The sequence below is a fragment of the Neorhizobium galegae bv. orientalis str. HAMBI 540 genome, assembly GCF_000731315.1.
GTDB lineage: Bacteria > Pseudomonadota > Alphaproteobacteria > Rhizobiales > Rhizobiaceae > Neorhizobium > Neorhizobium galegae.
On record NZ_HG938354.1, the window covers coordinates 1,307,314 to 1,324,275 of the forward strand.

At 58.9% G+C, this 16,962-nt stretch carries 14 protein-coding genes and 2 pseudogenes; 13 read left to right on the forward strand and 3 right to left on the reverse strand.

Annotated elements, in window-relative coordinates; all coding sequences use genetic code 11:
• The first annotated feature begins 60 nt into the window (after nt 1-60).
• From RG540_RS28775 to RG540_RS32090, 3 genes and pseudogenes are all read left to right on the forward strand, one after another.
• Nucleotides 61-1,614 carry a trimethylamine methyltransferase family protein gene (locus tag RG540_RS28775; protein WP_041365625.1) on the forward strand — a complete coding sequence of 518 codons (1,554 nt, stop codon included), beginning with the start codon at nt 61-63 and terminating at the stop codon, nt 1,612-1,614.
• A gap of 54 nt (nt 1,615-1,668) precedes the next feature.
• A complete protein-coding gene (locus RG540_RS28780) occupies nt 1,669-2,778 on the forward strand; it encodes a mandelate racemase/muconate lactonizing enzyme family protein (protein WP_041365627.1) in 1,110 nt (369 codons plus the stop codon).
• Nucleotides 2,779-2,863: 85 nt separating this feature from the next.
• Nucleotides 2,864-3,416 (forward strand): annotated as a pseudogene (locus RG540_RS32090) (ATP dependent DNA ligase); the annotation flags it as partial.
• 57 nt (nt 3,417-3,473) lie between these two features.
• Here RG540_RS32090 and RG540_RS28790 read toward each other — a convergent pair.
• The gene (locus RG540_RS28790; RefSeq protein WP_041366534.1) at nt 3,474-4,361 is read right to left on the reverse strand and encodes an alpha/beta fold hydrolase; all 888 of its coding nucleotides are present in this window, start codon (nt 4,359-4,361) and stop codon (nt 3,474-3,476) included.
• 217 nt (nt 4,362-4,578) lie between these two features.
• Here RG540_RS28790 and RG540_RS28795 point away from each other — a divergent pair, with 217 nt between their 5' ends.
• Nucleotides 4,579-5,133, forward strand: a complete 555-nt coding sequence (locus RG540_RS28795; RefSeq protein ID WP_041366536.1) for a methyltransferase family protein — start codon at nt 4,579-4,581, stop codon at nt 5,131-5,133.
• 405 nt (nt 5,134-5,538) lie between these two features.
• Nucleotides 5,539-5,700 carry a hypothetical protein gene (locus RG540_RS32095; RefSeq protein WP_244446726.1) on the forward strand — a complete coding sequence of 54 codons (162 nt, stop codon included), beginning with the start codon at nt 5,539-5,541 and terminating at the stop codon, nt 5,698-5,700.
• Nucleotides 5,701-5,795: 95 nt separating this feature from the next.
• On the opposite strand, the gene RG540_RS33690 is transcribed toward RG540_RS32095, so the two are convergent.
• A complete protein-coding gene (locus RG540_RS33690; protein WP_041365631.1) occupies nt 5,796-6,029 on the reverse strand; it encodes a DUF6894 family protein in 234 nt (77 codons plus the stop codon).
• A 750-nt stretch (nt 6,030-6,779) separates the two neighbouring features.
• On the opposite strand from RG540_RS33690, the gene RG540_RS31315 reads away from it, so the two are divergent.
• The 7 genes and pseudogenes from RG540_RS31315 to RG540_RS28835 all read left to right on the forward strand — a co-directional run bounded on the left by RG540_RS31315 (nt 6,780) and on the right by RG540_RS28835 (nt 14,183).
• Nucleotides 6,780-6,965: a hypothetical protein gene (locus tag RG540_RS31315; protein ID WP_051909884.1), complete on the forward strand. Its 186-nt coding sequence runs from the start codon at nt 6,780-6,782 to the stop codon at nt 6,963-6,965.
• 1,253 nt (nt 6,966-8,218) lie between these two features.
• Complete coding sequence (gene malQ / locus RG540_RS28815; protein WP_041365635.1) at nt 8,219-10,096, forward strand: 4-alpha-glucanotransferase; 1,878 nt, start codon at nt 8,219-8,221, stop codon at nt 10,094-10,096.
• Between the two features lie 340 nt (nt 10,097-10,436).
• A pseudogene (locus RG540_RS33360) lies at nt 10,437-10,574 on the forward strand (FMN reductase); the annotation flags it as partial.
• Between the two features lie 169 nt (nt 10,575-10,743).
• Nucleotides 10,744-11,601 (forward strand): ABC transporter substrate-binding protein, encoded by an 858-nt coding sequence (locus RG540_RS32665; RefSeq protein ID WP_041365637.1) that lies wholly within the window; start codon nt 10,744-10,746, stop codon nt 11,599-11,601.
• Nucleotides 11,601-12,620 (forward strand): ABC transporter substrate-binding protein, encoded by a 1,020-nt coding sequence (locus tag RG540_RS28825; protein ID WP_041365639.1) that lies wholly within the window; start codon nt 11,601-11,603, stop codon nt 12,618-12,620. Before RG540_RS32665 ends, RG540_RS28825 begins: the two co-directional genes overlap by 1 nt.
• Nucleotides 12,621-12,690: 70 nt before the next feature.
• Complete coding sequence (locus RG540_RS28830) at nt 12,691-13,383, forward strand: ABC transporter permease (RefSeq protein WP_080725123.1); 693 nt, start codon at nt 12,691-12,693, stop codon at nt 13,381-13,383.
• Nucleotides 13,384-13,391: 8 nt separating this feature from the next.
• The gene (locus tag RG540_RS28835; protein WP_046601111.1) at nt 13,392-14,183 is read left to right on the forward strand and encodes an ABC transporter ATP-binding protein; all 792 of its coding nucleotides are present in this window, start codon (nt 13,392-13,394) and stop codon (nt 14,181-14,183) included.
• Nucleotides 14,184-14,247: 64 nt separating this feature from the next.
• On the opposite strand, the gene RG540_RS32670 is transcribed toward RG540_RS28835, so the two are convergent.
• Nucleotides 14,248-14,430 carry a hypothetical protein gene (locus RG540_RS32670; RefSeq protein WP_041365641.1) on the reverse strand — a complete coding sequence of 61 codons (183 nt, stop codon included), beginning with the start codon at nt 14,428-14,430 and terminating at the stop codon, nt 14,248-14,250.
• A gap of 568 nt (nt 14,431-14,998) precedes the next feature.
• On the opposite strand from RG540_RS32670, the gene RG540_RS28845 reads away from it, so the two are divergent.
• Entirely contained in the window at nt 14,999-16,882 is a 1,884-nt protein-coding gene (locus RG540_RS28845) for a methyl-accepting chemotaxis protein (protein ID WP_041365643.1), read from the forward strand.
• The last annotated feature ends 80 nt before the right edge of the window (nt 16,883-16,962 follow it).

Genomic DNA, 16,962 nt, shown 5'->3' on the forward strand with positions numbered 1-16,962 from the left:
ACATGACTGTGGGAATGGACCGGCGGCATCAGAATTGCCGACGCAGATGGAGGGAATTCAATGATCGAAGCAGCAGTTCGACACACCCGTTCCGGAGGACGAGATGCGCGGCGCACGAAGCGAACGGCACCCGACTTCGGCATGCTGCCGTCGCTCCACCGCAACCTACCCGTGACCGAGCTGATGGACGAGGAACATGTCGCCCGCATCGACGATGCCTCGATGTCTATTCTCGAAGAGGTCGGTGTCGTTTTCCGCGATCCGATCGCACTTGAGGAGTGGAAACAGGCCGGCGCCGATGTTCGCGGCGAGCGGGTTCATCTCGATCGCGCCCTGGTGCGCCAGCTGATCTCGACCATTCCGTCCAGTTGGACCTACCGCGCCCGCAACCCGGAGCGCAGCCTGCCCTTCGGCGGCAAGCATTCGATCTTCGTGCCGATGACCGGTGCGCCCTTCATTCGCGACCTGGAAGATGTGAGACGCTGGCCGACGATCGCCGACCTCAACATGTTCCACAAGCTGTCGCATATGTCGCCAGCGCTGCATTCGACGGCCCACCACATCGTCGAGCCGATGGATATGGTGGTCAGCCACCGCCATCTGGCGATCACCTATTCGTCGATGAAATACAGCGACAAGACCTTCATGGGCATGACGACCTCGGGCAAGAATGCCGAGGATGTGCTCGACATGTGCGAGATCCTGTTCGGCCGTGAGACGATGGAGGAAACGCCCGTCGTCACCGGAAACTGCAACGGCAATTCGCCGCTCGTCTGGGACGAGACCATGCTGTCGGCGATGCGGGCCTTCTGCCGCCGCAACCAGCCGGTCTTGTGCTCGCCCTTCCTGCTCGGCGGCGCCAACACGCCGGCCTCCGTGGCGCCAGCTGTGGCCCAACTCAACGCCGAGGCCCTGTCAGCACTCGCCTATACCCAGATTGTGCGCAAGGGTTGCCCGGCAATCTACGGCCACTATCTCTCGACCGTCTCGATGAAGTCGGGCGCCCCGATGGCCGGCACGCCGGAAATCAGCCTGATGAACTACATGATCGGCCAGATGGCGCGCTTCTACGGGGTTCCGTGGAGAACATCGAACCTTCTTGGCGGCGCCAAGACCTTCGATGCCCAGGCCGGCTATGAAAGTGCCATGACGATGAATGCCGTGCTCCACGCCGGCGCCAACTACATCTGGCACTCCGCCGGCTGGAATGAGGCCGGCATGCATTGCTCGGTCGCAAAATTCGTCGTCGATGCCGAGATGTGCGCCATGGGCTACCGCATGGCTGAAGGCGTGCGCTGGGACGATTTCGACGAGGCGCTCAGCGCCGTCCGCGATGTCGGCCCCGGCGGCCATTATCTCGGGCACCCCCATACCCATGCCAATTTCCAGCGCGCCTTCTTTATGCCCAAGCTGTTCAACAACGATTCCATCGAGCAATGGCAGGTCGATGGCTCCGTAGAGATCACCGGCCGGGCACTCCAGTATGCGAAACGCCTGCTGGACGATTACGAGGAGCCGAAACTCGACGAAGGCGTAGACGAGGCGCTGCGCGACTATATGGAGCGACGCAAAAGAGAAATCCCGGCCGTCGACGCGCTCAATACAGAGCACTAACCCCGTTCCCGGCTTGGCCGTTGCTCCGACAACGGCCGTTTTTTGGAGATGCCCGTGAAGATTTCAGAAATCCATATTTATTCGCATGTCATGCCGGTCAAGAACGGACCGTACAAGATCGCCAGCAGCATCGTGCACGCGCTGGAATCGACCCTGGTCAAGATCGTTGCGGACAACGGCCTGTTCGGCTGGGGCGAAACCTGCCCGGTCGGCCCGACCTACCAGCCGACCCACCCGAAAGGCGCCCGCGCTGCGCTCGAGGAAATGGCCCAGGGACTGATCGGCGCCGACCCGCTGCTGCCCGTGGTTCTTCGCCGCAAGATGGACAGCCTGCTGAACGGCCATTCCTATGCGAAGGCCGCCATCGACATCGCGGCTTACGACCTCATGGGCAAGCATTTCAACATGCGCGTTGCCGATCTGCTCGGCGGCGCGGTCACCGATCGCGTGCCGTCCTATTATGCCTCCGGCATCGGCGAACCCGACGAAATCGCCGAGGTGGCGGCGGAAAAGGCTGCCGAGGGATATCCGCGCCTCCAAATCAAGATCGGCGGCGGCCGACCTGTCGAGGTCGATATCGCCGTGGTCCGCAAGGTCTGGGAGCGGGTCGGCAACCGCATGCGCCTCGCCGTCGACGGTAATCGGTCGCTGACGACACGCGACACGCTCAGGCTGAGCCGCGAATGCCTCGATATTCCCTTCATCCTCGAACAACCCTGCAATACCATTGAGGAGATCAAATCCATTCGCGGTCAGTTGCACCATGGCGTGTATCTGGATGAAAACGGTGTCGACCTGACGACGGTGTTACGTGCCATTGGCGACGGTGTCTGCGACGGCTTTGGCATGAAGGTCACCCGCATCGGCGGCCTCCATGCCATGGCTACCTTCCGCGACATCTGCGAAGCTCGCTCGATGCCGCATACCTGCGACGATGCGTGGGGTGGCGACATTATCGCGGCCGCCTGCACCCATATAGGTGCAACAGTTCGGCCTCAGCTATGCGAAGGCGTTTGGATCGCGCAACCTTATATCGAAAGCCACTTCGATCCAGAATACGGCGTCGTCGTGGAAGGGGGCCACATCAAGCTTCCTACTGGGCCGGGTCTAGGCGTTCTACCAAACGAAATCCTCTTCGGCGCGCCTTTAGCGTCCTACTCGTGAGTACGGGATTATGATTATGACGGCTACACATGATGAGGCTTCCACATGACGAGATTTGAACTGGGAACCATCCCTCCAATCATGGCCGGTGTCGTCCTCACGAACCGAGACCTGGGCCAAGTCCAAATGCCGGGCTGGCCATGAGGTCGTGATCGGCGCCTATGCGACGGCAAGTTCCGCTCGCTGCTGGTCGGCGTCAACCGTGGTGATCACTTCGTCTATGTCGGCCGGGTCGGGACCGGTTATGGCGCAAAGGTCGTCGATACGATTTTGGCGAAGTTTCGCGAACTCGCGACGACCAAATCACCGTTCACAGGGATCGGCGCGGCGAAGAAGGGGCCGATATCGTCTGACTGAAGCCGGAGCTTGTGGCCGAGATCCAGTTCGCCGGCTGGACGGCCGATGGCCTTGTCCGCCTGGCAGCATTCAAAGGCCTGCGCGAGGACAAACCCGCTCAAGAGGTCGTCGCTGAGAAGCCTGCCTCCCTTGTTGAAGCTGACGTGCCCGATCCAGAGATCAAAGCGAAACCGCCGACGGCGAGGACACCTTTCCGCAAGGGCGGAAAAGCAAATGTGATGGGCGTGTTGATTTCCAATCCTGAGAAACCGCTATGGCCGGACGCGAACGACAGCCACCCCGAAGTGCCGACGTACGTGTTCATCAATCTGAGCTTTCGACCAGTTCGGCCGTGCTTTTCAGAGAACTGATTTCTTTGGGAGCGCGTTCCGATCTCTCATGTCCGCTGGCACGGTCTTGGCTTCATGGGCGACAACGGTCTGCAAGAACCGCTCGAGCAGCGAGTTAAAGCTTTCCGGATTTTCCCAGAAAGGCGCGTGACCAACACCCTCCATCACATGAGCTTTGCCCTCGAAAAGCAACTGGATGTTCAGGCCCGACAGATAACTGAGTTTGACAAAAGGATCCCGTGAGCCGTTCACCAAGGCAATGGGTATGTCCGCCTGTTCGACCGTGCGGCGCTGATCGATCCCCTGCCCCCTCAGCATTGTGCGCGAGAAAATGGCCCGCAACCTTCCGTCAGAGCGCGCGATCGCGTCCTGAAAAGATGAATTGGTCGTGCCTCCGAAGCAGAGAGACTGAAACCGCTCCACGTCGCGGGACGTAAAACTCTGTTTTGATGCAAGAAGAATATCGAAAGACGGGCTAAAACCCCGCAGCATCCCGATGAGTCCGTTTGAGACGGGGGGCGTGCCGCATAACATGAGGCCCGAAATGCCCTTTCCGCTGCCCGCCATCTCAACCGCGACATGGCCGCCAAGTGACCATCCGAATACAGGGAAGCGGTGAAGGCCCAAGCGGGCGGCCACCTCGCCTATGCAGTCGGCAAGACCGGTGACGGTGTAGGTCGATTGCGGATCTCGGGCATCGCTCGATTCGCCGTGGCCCGGAAGATCGATCGCAATCAGCCGCCAGTTCCGGGACAGATGGCTTTGTAATTGCCGGGCGAACACGTGCCTGGAACTGCCGGAGCCGTGTATCATAACCAGCGGCGCTGCCCCAGTCATTGTGTCGCTGATGCGCACGGACCCGTGGCGGGTGTCGATTGTACGGTCAAATACGGCCATAAGCTGCGGATCCCAAAAGCACAGCTTCAAGTCTTGCACAACAATGTCTACGGCAGGTGCATGATCATCGTAAACCGGATATAAACAAGGTTGCGTCGGCACGAAGCATTTCGATGCAGTCACGTGTCATACATGGATCATTTGCATTGGCGATGCATACGGGTTAGGTCTGTCGGCAGCAGCAATTGTAACCAACCTTAAAATGGTGGGCATCAAGATGCACGTTCTTCTCGACTTGATCATTTCGATTGCCAGCCTCACTATCGTCGGGTTCTACGCGTGGTCGTTGCGCGGCCATTTCAACTCGCCGAAGATGGAAGCCGGAGCAAAGCTGATCTCGGTCGTGGTCATCGTCACCACAGCGTTTTTCCTGTACCTAGTCTGGTCCGGGGCACAGACGCGATGGGTACAGATAGTAGGACTGGGATTTGAACTCGGGGCGGCGAGCTTATTCTGGTGGGCAGTATCGGCGTCGAGAAAGGCCAGGTTGCGCTTTGCCTTCGACCAAGAATTCCCAGATAGTCTTGTCACCGACGGCCCCTACCGATACCTGCGGCACCCATTTTACACGTCCTACCTGCTGTTCTGGTGCGGATGGGGGCTTGCTTCTTGGTCGATATGGTCGATCGTGCCGGTCTTATTTTTTACGATTGTCTATGTGATTGCAGCCCGCAACGAGGAGAGGAAGTTCTCTCTATCACCGCTGGCATCCGAATATGAAGCCTATCGGCGCAAGACCGGCTTCCTGACACCACGGTTTGATCAGCGATAGCCTATCTCTGAGGGAGGGTAGCGCGTTGCGCGTTCTATGGACGCTTCCGGTCCAGGACCGGGGCGTCCAATGTAACTGTTGTCGCCGGGTTGGGGAAACCCCAGGGCTTTCCGTTGAAGCTCTGCGTGCCGAGGATGGCCCGACTGGCTCACGAGGCTTACCTCTGCTCCGAACGAACTGCTATTTGGCCGGCACCCGTGGTTTCCCTCCGACTCCCGCGCCGCCACGCTAGAATTCCTTCATCGACACCCGGCATTTGCCTGGTGCCACAGGTCGATACTTTTGTAACGTATATAGCAAATGCCGCAATAACTAAACAAACCCCAAAGTTCCGTTCCCTATCCAGACCGTGATATCGGCTGCCAAGAGGCGCTGGAGCAGCCCTGTCTTGAGCTGGCAAAGGGGTTGACCCCTGACAACGTGGCGGAGACGGCCGGTGGCAATCTTCCTCCGGTGCTGAAAGGCCTCGCACTGCGTGCGGAAAACGTTGGCTGGACCGTTGAGGAAGCGGAAGTCGCGATCAACGAACTGGCCCAGAACCTGCTGGATGAGATGTCACTCATGTAGGCCGACGGCGATGGTTCAAGATTTGGCGTTGGACTTGTCGGCCGCCAGGTGAGCTAGTCCGAGTCGATGATAGGGATATTTTGGATGAAATCACTTCATTGATGGCTTCCGGAACCAAGACTTCGGCCAGCCAGCATGTCGCCTGCATCATTCGAAATCCGCACGCTCCAGAACGTGAACTCCCGGCGCGTCCGAAAACAATCGGCTACCAAGTCACGAATGCCTTGTCGGGATTCGGTCCTCGCAGCCTCCAGATCGGGAAGTTCCGACCCATCCGGGTCCTCGATGTGATCCCTCAAATCATTGAGATGAAAGAAATACCTCGACATTGTGTGCTCCGCTTGCGCCTAGACGCGGGGAGACGCTCCAACACGGTCTTCCACCGCAACTTTAGCACGGGTTGGGGGGGCTGTTGAATACGTTAGAGCTGGCGAGAAATATGGCGATGGCTGCCAGCCGCTCTGGGTTATCCTGCCATTCTTATTGCGATTTGTTTCGTTTGCACTCTGGGCAGCCGCCAACGAGCACACCGCGCATCGGTGAGCAATCGAGCTTTAGCGCTAACTCAGAAAATCCTATAAGGTCGAAACGAAAAAGCCCCTCCTCACGGAAGGGCTTGCTTTCATAGCCAGTCGCGGCGTTCGCGCCTATCGCGACCGTCTCGCCAATCCCGCCGAGGCGGGCCGCGACGGTCGTCCCATCCATCGCGCCGGTCTCGGTGATAATACCGCGGCGGCGGCGGTGGCGCCCACCGGCTGGGCCGGCAAAATCCGCGACGGGTCAATTCAAAACCACGGCCACATGCACGATCCACTAACTGAACGTTGGGATTCGGCGGGACAGTGATTCCGTCGGCCGGCATCGAGTTGGCTGGACCAGCAAACAATCCAGCCACCAATAGGCCAGCTGCCAAAAGTACATTGCGCATTTTCTTCCTCCATGTGGCGGCACTTAGCGCGCTGGTCGATGAACGGTGCCTGAATAGCTTCATCCCGCATACACGCAGCGCGCGCAAAATCATTGAGCTTTTTGGCTGCGAAGCAGTCTGAGATGAACGTGAAGAACATCGAGCGCGCCATATGTCGCTCGATAGATCCCGCGATCTGAGCCACGCGGGAGCGTCAGTCACCGGTAACCGGCTTGGCCCCATCCGCCTCACCAACGCGCTGATCGAGCATCTGCGCCGTCAGCCTCACGCTGCTATCGTCAATCTCAGCTCGGACCTAGCCTTCGTGTCGCTGGTGATCGCCCAACCTATTCCGTGATCTAGGCCGTCATCCCCAGCTATACGGTCTCGCTCCGTGCAGTCCCGAGGGACAAAATCGAGGTCATCGAGCTGGTCCCGCTGGCCGTGCAGACGGACCTGACACCGGCCAAAAGTCCAATGAGCGCTTCATTCCGCTCGATATCTCTACTGATCGGGTCATGTCTTGCGCGTGCTCGCCAAGGGAATCCTGACTCTTCAGTTTTTCCAGGGAGTGAGCTCCTCGCATTCGCTCGCATCAAGAGCAAAATGAGGTATGTACATCATTGTGAAGATATATCAGTTATTGCCGAGGAACTATCATCAGCTGTCCACGCCATCCGGAGCGGCGGCCGCGATCTAAACCGGTCGCGCCGGACAAGCGAGCGTATGGGCTTTTCTATCACGCGAAAATGGGCCGGAGACAAAGTCTCACGGCCCAAGTTTTTCTCATCGACGCGTAGGGAGGACAATGCGTCGAGAACCCAATGGTAGCGAATCATGGTTAACGAAGCGTAAACGCTGCTCGGTGTGTGTGTGTCGCGCGGCTCGTGGCTCTGAGACGGAGATTTTCCCTTTCATGGCCTCAGGACGTCCGAACAGAAAACCCTGCAATTGATGCGGAGCCTTGTCAGCGACGCGAGTGCGTTGTGCTTCCGTTTCAATGCCCTCGACGACGACCGTCAGGCCAAGGCTCTTGCCGAGCGCCAAGGCGCAGTCAATGACGACCTTTCAGCAACCTGCAGATCTATTAGGCCGTTTGGAACCGGGAGGCCGCCAAACGGTTTCATATGCGGCCTGTCAATTGGAACGCCTCCTATGCAAGATACACCTTCAGCATCTCCGGCCGTAGCGTCGCTTCATGACGAGCAAGCCCGCCAGAGGACTGCTCGAGCAGATCTCAACCAAGGTTTGGAAGATGCGTTTCCGGCGTCAGATCCTGTTGCCGGGACCGCAACAACGACGGCGGGGCGAACAGACGATATCGCGAAAATCCGAATCGCGAGTTCGCTCCTCGCGTCGACCAGGCACTGGCGGCGGTTAGTGGGCGGAACAGCACCCAATCTAGCGATTTCGCCCGGGAAGAGCTCCACGCAATGCGAGCGGAGGTGAAGCAGATGGCTGCCTCCACTCGGGGACTCCTTTCGGCATCTGGTCGTGTGACCGTCGGCGGGGTCGACACGATGGCGAAGCAGGTCGGTGATCGCATACAAGCTCGTCCATTCGCTACCATCGGCTGGCTGCCGTGATCGGTTATGTCTTGGGAATGACGAGATGAGTAAGCGCCCTCGCTCAGACGTGGCTGAAAAGATCGGCCGGTTGGCTTTAGATTACGGCTTGGAGCCCGAGCGGCCGTCACCGGACGGGCGGGCGGTCCTTGTCTCCAGCGAAACCAAACGCCAACTTTTGCGTGCTTTGAACGTAGATATCGACAGGGAATACAAAGATTCTCCATCTGCTCTCGACGAACCGGCGCGCCGGTCATCGCTCGACCGCAACTCACAGTGTTTCCTGCCGGCATTGCTGTCGAGCGAGCGGATCTGGGGTCTCAGCCTGCAACTCTACGAGCTCCGCTCGCAGCGGAACTGGGGCATAGGCGACTTCGAGGACCTCAAGGTCATCATCGATCTGGTCTCGTCGCTGGGCGGCGATTTCGTCGGGCTGAACCCGATGCATGCCCCGTTCCTGGCCGACGCTGGTCGCTGCAGTCCATATGAGCCGTCAAGTCGGTTCTTCCTCAATCCGCTGTATATCGCTGTGGACAAGCTTCCCGGCTTCGATGTCGATGATGCGCAGCAGAAGAGGATGACCGCGGCGCTTCGCGGTACCGACCTCGTTGAATATGGCAGCGTGGCGTCTGCAAAGCTGTCGGCGTTGCGATCGATATGGGAACGCTGGAAGAGGGACGGCAACTGTGGGCCTTACAGCCAGCAGGATTTCGGCGCGTTTTCCGAGGCTCAGGGTAAAGCGCTCCAGCGCCATGCCCTGTTTGAGACCCTATCGGAGGAAATGGTCCGGCGCGGTTTTACCGCAGGCTGGCACAGCTGGCCACAAGAATATCGCGACCCGCAAGACCCGGCCGTAGCGTCATTCGCCATCAAGCACGACGACGAGGTTCGGTTTCATGTTTGGCTTCAATGGCTCACGCATAGGCAGCTTTCCGAAACTGCCGAGCATGCCCGCACTGCAGGTCTACGCATCGGGCTATATCTTGATCTTGCAGTCGGTGAGGCGCTGGATGGATCGGCGACCTGGAGCGACCGCGATGTCTACCTCACGGGAGCGACGGTCGGGAGTCCGCCCGACCCGTTCGCGCCCAACGGTCAGGACTGGAGCTTGGCCGGGTACCAGCCCGGCCGGATCGCTTCCGGAGACGATTCTCCGTTCCGGCGCATAGTATCGCAAGCGATGCGATATGCGGGTGCGATCCGTATCGACCATGCCGCTGTCCTTCGGCGTCTTTATCTTGTTCCTCTCGGCAGCACACCGGCAGACGGCGCCTATGTTACCTATCCGGAGGACAAGCTGCTGCAAATCCTGGCCGAAGCGTCCACGAAATACCGCTGCATCGTCATCGGCGAGGACCTTGGGCTTCTTCCGGATGGATTGCGGGACGAACTCGCCGCTGCGTGCATCCTGTCCTACCGAATTCTCTCCTATGAACGTGATGACAAGAGCTTCAAGCCTGCCTCCGCATACCCTCGGCTGGCGCTTGCGTGTATCTCCACCCATGACCACCAGACGCTAGCCGGCTGGTGGCGGGGCGCCGATATCGCCATGCGTGGCGACCATGGCATCGTCTCCGAACAGTTGACCGAGCAACATGAGGCCGAACGTCAGGACGAACGCCGATTTCTCCTTGACGCGCTTGAGGCGCAAGAACGCCATCAGGAGGTCGACATCGACGGTTTGGCCGAGCTCACGATAAAGGCGCATCGCTTCATTGCGAAAACACCGAGCCTGCTGGCTGCGGTTCGCCTCGCCGATCTGTCGGACGAAAAGCGGCCGACGAACGTTCCCGGAACAAGCGAAAGCTATCCCAATTGGCGGCCCAAACTTTCGGTATCTATCGAAGATCTGCGGACGTTACCGTTGGTCAAAGCGGTGTCCGGAGCAATGCGCGAAGGCCGCGCTTCACAATCCGAAACCTAGGACGAGCGGATAAGAGTGGCGCTCCAGGCCACCGCATCCGACATCGATCGGATGCAGAGGGTTGCGAGACACAAAAAGCCGCGGGGAGTGCAATGCTAGCCGTCGATGAACTGAAACGAACGATCCGTTCCCGCCCGATGGCGGCTGTCGCGATTGCCGGTTTGCTCGGCCATATTATCGGGTTAGGCGGCTGACACCTGCCGGAAGCTCCGATCGAGGTGGTCGGTCGATGGCGCCGCACTGAAAGATGAGACAGGTCGTACGGATGTGTCCGGCGGAAAAAGCAAAGCGGCCCGCCTCGCCGCCGATCACAGAGCCGAGCAATTATCCATTCGGTTCGTTAGATCGCGACAGCTTGAAAGCAAGCCCTGAAATCTGGCGATTCAATCGTCACGCGTTGATGGTCGAGCACCAACTTCGCCCGCTCTTCGGCTTCTTCATGGCTCACACCCTCCCAACAGCCGTCTACCCGAGCAACCTGGCAAGGCTATTTACCGAGCGTGATGGACCAGGCGCACTGGATACACATTGAAACACGCCCACGCAAAAAAGGAATCCTACCGCGAGATTATTATTAGTCTACTGTTTCTATAGAGAAACCCATTGAAGGACTAGGGTGCCCTGTCAGCATTTTACAGGAGAGACAGATGGACGCATCGCTATATCGCTTCACGCTATCCCCAAACGGCCCCGTCTTCGACCTGCCGATCTACGTGGCTTTGGAGGAGGGCATTTTTGAGAAGAATGGCCTCAAGGTTGAATTTGTCAGCAAATACGACCCCCAAAGCTCTTCGCAGGACCCGTTCAAGCGCCAGAAGGAAGCGCTGTACGAAGCCGGAGCGGCGTCGGCTTATAACCTTTGCGAATGGGCAGGGCTCGACCGGTCAGAAAAGAGCACTCGCGGCAGTCAAGTGTTCGGACTGAGGCCCGCCGTTGCAGCGCAGGCGATCATCACCTTCGATGACGAGATCCAGGAGCCGCGCGATCTGGAAAACGTCGCCGTCGGCATCAATGAACTGACGGGCTCGCACTATACGACCCTTCAGCTGCTTGAAGGTGCCATCCCCCGAGACAGCATCATCGTGGAACATGCCGGCCCTCCGCATGAGCGCTACCAGTCCCTGAAGGACGGCAAGCTCAAGGCCATCGCCATCATGGAGCCTTTCATTAGTCTTGCCCTCAAGGAAGGCGCGCACATCGTGGCCGTCAACTTCTATCGAGGGGCTGAGGTCATCTCGCCGGACGTCCCGGCTGACAAGCGTGGCGCTTACGTCGCGTCGGTCAACGAGGCTGCCGATCTGATCCGCGCTGATTTTGCTCGCTACAAGCACCATGTGGTGGCTGAGCTGAATGGTCGCCTGGCGCCCGAGGAACTGGCGTCGCACTTCGTCCACTATGCGCATTCCAGGCCGCTCGATGAAAAGCGCTTCGACTACACCTATGAATGGATGAAGACTTGGAACCTGACCAAGGGGACCAGCGAATACAAGCGGCTTGTCGCCTGATGGTCAGCCGCAAGGAATATACGTTTGGTGGCCCGATTGCGGGCCGCCGGCAAGTTCTGGCGGGCTTGACGGCGTCAGCTCTAGCCCTGCCGTTCTTCCCACGCCTGTCGAGCGCCGCTTCGGACCGGCTGCCTGTCAGAATGAGCAAGGCAGGGCCTGGGACAGCCGGAACCGTCCAAGACGACCTGCTAACGAAATTCCCCGAGCTGGACCCGGGCCTGGACATCGAATGGATTGACGGCTCGCCTGGGCAGTTCCAGATGCTCCTGATAAGCGGCGCGCTCGACTGCGGACCGTTCGGCGCGCTCGGGATAGCAGAAGCTGCACAAAAAGGTGCCGAGCTTGTCATCTTCGGATCGCGGCTGAACAACCACGGCTCCTGGATCGTCAGAGGCGACAGTCCCTACCAGCATCCCTCCGACCTCAAGGGCAAGCGTATCGCTACGCAATTGCCGACCAGCGACACCTATCGCCAAGCTCGAATGGCGGCGGCACTCCAGAAGCTGGATCTGGAAAAAGACTTTCAGGTCTCGTTCGGCCCGTCGGTCTCGAACGTTGCGCTGTTCAATCGCGGCGACGTCGACGCTGTCATAGCTATCGAGCCCGTATCCACGCAGCTGATCGCGCAAGGACATCGGGAGATTGCCCGGGTTGCCGATCAATGGCGCGAAGCAACCGGTGACAACGCGCCGCTATCGCTCGTCGGCGTGTCCGCGACTGCCAAGTGGGTGGATGGGAATACGGAAACGGCACGCCGGGTCGCTCAGATGACACTCGCAGTGAACCGGCGCTTCGCTACCGAGCCGTCTTTGATACGAGACCCCGCCATTCAGGGCGGAATGGGTATCAAGAACCCCAGCGAAGAGCTTCTGGCATTGCTCGAAAAGCGATTGCCACGGGTCTACGCAACGGAATGGAACGAGGCGGTCATCAATGACTTCAATCGACAGCTCGACGTCGCAATCGATCTCAAGATCATCGAAAGGCGACCGAAATATTCCTTCGCCAAGACGCTATAGCTGGCGACTCATTTCTTCTCTCGCGCTACCCTTCAGCTTCCTGGTCCTGCTCGCGGCAGGCTGGGAAGCGATGGCGCGGAGGCTTGCCAATCCCCTGGTTCCAGGGGTGCAGGAGGTGTTCACCGAACTCGTCGACATCCTCACAAGCGGCGTGTTCTTCAGCCATATGGTGATCACGTTGGGGAGAGTGGCGCTTGGGTTCCTGCTTGCGTTCATCGTCTCGCTGGCTCTGGGCATCCTCATGGGCCGAAACAGATATGCGCGGCAGTTCTTCGAGCCCGCGATCCTGATCGGACTGACCGTTCCAGGCCTTGTTTGGGCACTGCTCTGTGTCATCTGGTTTGGCATTTCGCTGACGACATCCACTCTCGCCGTGGCTCTCAGCCTTTCGCCGCCGCTGGCACTGAGCATTGCGCAAGGCATCAAGACGGTGAACGCCGATCTCCAGGAAATCACAGCGGTCTACAGGCTGTCGACCTGGTCGCGAATGCGTTTCCTGTTCCTGCCGACCTTGATCCCGTTCCTGCTGAACGGCGTCCGGATAGGGCTCTCGATGGGATGGAAGGTTATCGTGCTGGTCGAGATCTTCGGGCTGTCCAGCGGTGTCGGCTATCGGTTGAACGCGGAATACAGTGCGATGAACGTGGCTGGCGTGCTCGCCTGGACAATCGGCTTCGCTGGGGTAATGGCGATCCTCGAATATGGCGTAATTGGCGGTGTTGAACGATACCTGACCCGTTGGCGTCGTGTGGCGACAGTTTAGGAGATCAGATGGACCACTTGAACAGCCGCATCAAGCCGGACGCCGAAGAGAGACAGCGCAGCTTGCACGTTGAGGGCGTCTCCAAGACCTATGCGACGGACGGATCGGTCGAGGTCCTGAGGAATGTCACGTTCGACGTCGGCAGCAACGAGATCATCGGAATTGTCGGCCGGAGCGGCTGCGGAAAGTCGACCCTTCTAAGACTGATCGCCGGTCTGGACGGAGATTTCACAGGACGCATTTCGTTGGATGGAAACGGCATTCTCGGCCCGGGCACCGAGCGCGGCGTTGTCTTTCAGGAGCCTCGTCTGTTTCCTTGGCTGACCGTCGAACAGAACGTTGCCATCGCGGTTCATGAGGTCGGCATACCCAAGGATGAAAAGAGGGAGCGCGTGGCACGCAATCTCGCTCTCGTCGGCCTGACCGGATTTGAAAAGCGTTTTCCGCATGAGATTTCCGGCGGCATGGCACAGCGGGCCGCTTTGGCCCGCGCGCTGACCTCACAACCCTCTCTCCTGTTGCTCGACGAGCCATTCGCTGCATTGGACGCCCTGACGAAGATGCAGATGCAAGACGAATTGATCGGCATCTGGCAACAGAGCCGCGTTTCGATCGTCCTGATCACCCACGACATCGAAGAGGCGATCCACCTATGCGACCGGATCATTGTGATGTCGCCCCGACCAGGTGAGATCAAGTCGATCACCGAGGTGAACATTACACGGCCGAGACCGCGCGTTTGTGCCGCGTCCTCGGCGCTCCGTGAACAACTGATGGCCGACCTTGGGCTTATACACTGAGGAAGTTGGGAGCCTATTCTCACCGGCGGCGACAAGCCCGCACTCTTCCGAGGTGAACGTAGATTCAGACAATGAGATCCCGCAATGCGCTGGTGCCGGCGTCAGGCCGGTAGCTCGACCTGATATTCAACCCTCGGACGCTCGACGGACCAGCGACAAGGACCGCAAGAAGGCGGTAGCAACTCTGGCTTGCCTGCTGATGCAGGCCGCCGGTCTGGTCGTCGAGGAGCTCGACGATGACCAGCACTGATTTGATTCCGATAGCGCTGCTCGCGCGCAAGTCCGTCGTTTATGTGCGGCAGGCCACGCAGTCGCGGCCTGTGGTAAACACGGTTGCGCTACCACGGAGGACGCCCTGGCGGTGACGCGCAGCATGGCTGGGCGCTGATCCGATGAACATATCGCCGCCGAGGCGTGGCCCATACCCGAACACGAACTTGAAAAAACGCTCGCAGCCAATTGAGAGGAAGCCGAATGGAGGTTGCTGTCTAGGGATACTTTACCCAAACGCCTCACCAAGTTGCACTTCCTGCCCTTGATTGCCCGCCTAATCCGTAAACGCTCGCCGTCGTAGCCATAAGTATTGGCGCGGAAAGCTTGATCCGCCCGAAGGTCCCCAGGCGCGGCAAATCGAGAGGCTGAAGGCGGCAACAAAATGCTCGCGGCGCCTGCGTTCGATCTCGCAGTCGATGGGACCGGAGAGTTCCAGAGTGGAGGTGAGCCCCGCGTTACATATAAGCAAAGCATTAAATTGTTTTTGTTACAAACTCTTGTCAGTCCGCCACAGGGTCGGACTTCCAACGGGGGGTCTTTCAATGCGTCGTCCGAGCATAAAGTCGAGCCTGCTCCTGATTTTCAGCGGTATAGCGCTTCTTTTTGCCATAGTCGCATATCTTGCGATCGATGGCCTTAGCAAGACGAACGGCTCCACCGAAGAAATCGCCACGAATTGGTTGCCGAGCGTACAAGCATCCCGGACGATCAATCTTAACATGGCGAATTTGCGCCTCGCTTACCGCGATCACATCATCGCCCAGGTGGAAGCGGAAAAGAAAACGCGCGAAGAGGCTATTGCAGTCGCCGAGGATACGGTTCGCAAATCGATAGATGCCTATCTTTCGCTGGCGTCATCGGACCGTGAACGCCAATTGATCAGCGGGATAAAGGAGAACGTTGATGGTTATATCGCCAGCAAGCCGCAGCTTCTCGCCCTTTCGCGTGTAAACAAGACCGAAGACGCCGGACAATATCTCGGCGGGAAGATGCGTACCTATTCAGACAAACTGAAAGAATTGACGACAGCTCTGGTTGAATTGAATGTTAGTGGCAGCAAAGAGGCCGCCGACGTCAGCAGGACGACCTACGCGTCTGTCAAATTCTACCTGTTTGCCGCGATTGGTTTTGCAGGGTTGCTCGTTGTCGGCGCTATTACATTCGTGCTGACAGGCATTGCCAATCCCATTACCCAGATTACAACCTCGATGAGGCGACTGGCCGAGGGCGAGACCGGTTCCACGATCCCGTTCGCCGGCCGTGCCGATGAAATCGGTTCCATGGCGGGAGCGGTAGAGATTTTCCGCCAGGCCGCCATCGCGAACAAGCGAATGGAGATGGAAGCGGAAGAAAGCCGGAAGCAGGCGGAGGCCGATCGCATCGCCACCCAGCAACAGGCGGAATCGGATGCCCGTGAGCGGTTGCGGGTAGCCACATCGGGTCTCGCGTCCGGTTTGAGGCGGCTCGCTGCAGGCGACCTCGCCTTTCAGCTCAATGAGGCGTTCGCTCCCGACTTCGAGGCCCTGCGCCACGACTTCAACCAATCCGTCACCCAACTTGGCGGAGCGTTGACGTCGATTTCCAGCAGCATCACCACGATTGACGATGGCACCCGAGAAATCTCCTCGGGAGCCAGTGATCTTTCAAAGCGTACCGAACAGCAGGCGGCCTCGCTTGAAGAGACGGCTGCCGCACTTGAAGAGATCACCGCAAACGTGTCGAATTCCAGCAAGCGGACTGAAGAGACCCGGGCGGTCGCCACGGAGGCAAACCGAAGCGCCGCGATGTCTGCGGACGTCGTTTCTCATGCCGAAGAGGCGATGGGACGCATCGAGACTTCGTCGCAACAGATTTCCAACATCATCGGCGTGATCGATGAAATCGCATTCCAGACCAACCTTCTTGCCCTGAACGCAGGCGTGGAAGCGGCCAGGGCGGGTGAGGCTGGCAAGGGCTTCGCAGTCGTTGCCCAGGAGGTGCGAGAACTTGCACAGCGTTCGGCCAGCGCGGCCAAGGAGATCAAGGGCCTCATCCAGAACTCCTCCAAGGAGGTGGAGAGCGGGGTTAAGCTGGTGCGTGATACCGGCCAGGCTCTCAAGACCATCGTCAGCTTCATCACTCAGATCAACCAGCATATGGATGCGATCGCAACCTCTTCCAAAGAACAGTCGGTCGGCCTGAGCGAAGTCAACGTTGCAGTCAATCAAATGGACCAGACCACGCAACAGAATGCGGCCATGGTGGAGCAATCGACCGCCGCCTCCGCCTCACTCGCTCAGGAAGCCCAGAAGCTGCGCGAGCTTGTCAGGCAGTTCAAGCTCGCAGATGCCGTTCCCAACCAGTCCGGAGTTCCTCGCTCGACACTGAGAGCGATGGCACAACCTACCGCCGGTGCTACCGTTCAGCGCGCTTCGGTGCGACGGTAATGTCCGTAGCTTTGCCCCGCGTTTAATTTAACGGTGGTGCTCTTGAACGGATGCGACCTGTCGACCCTGAACCGCACCGG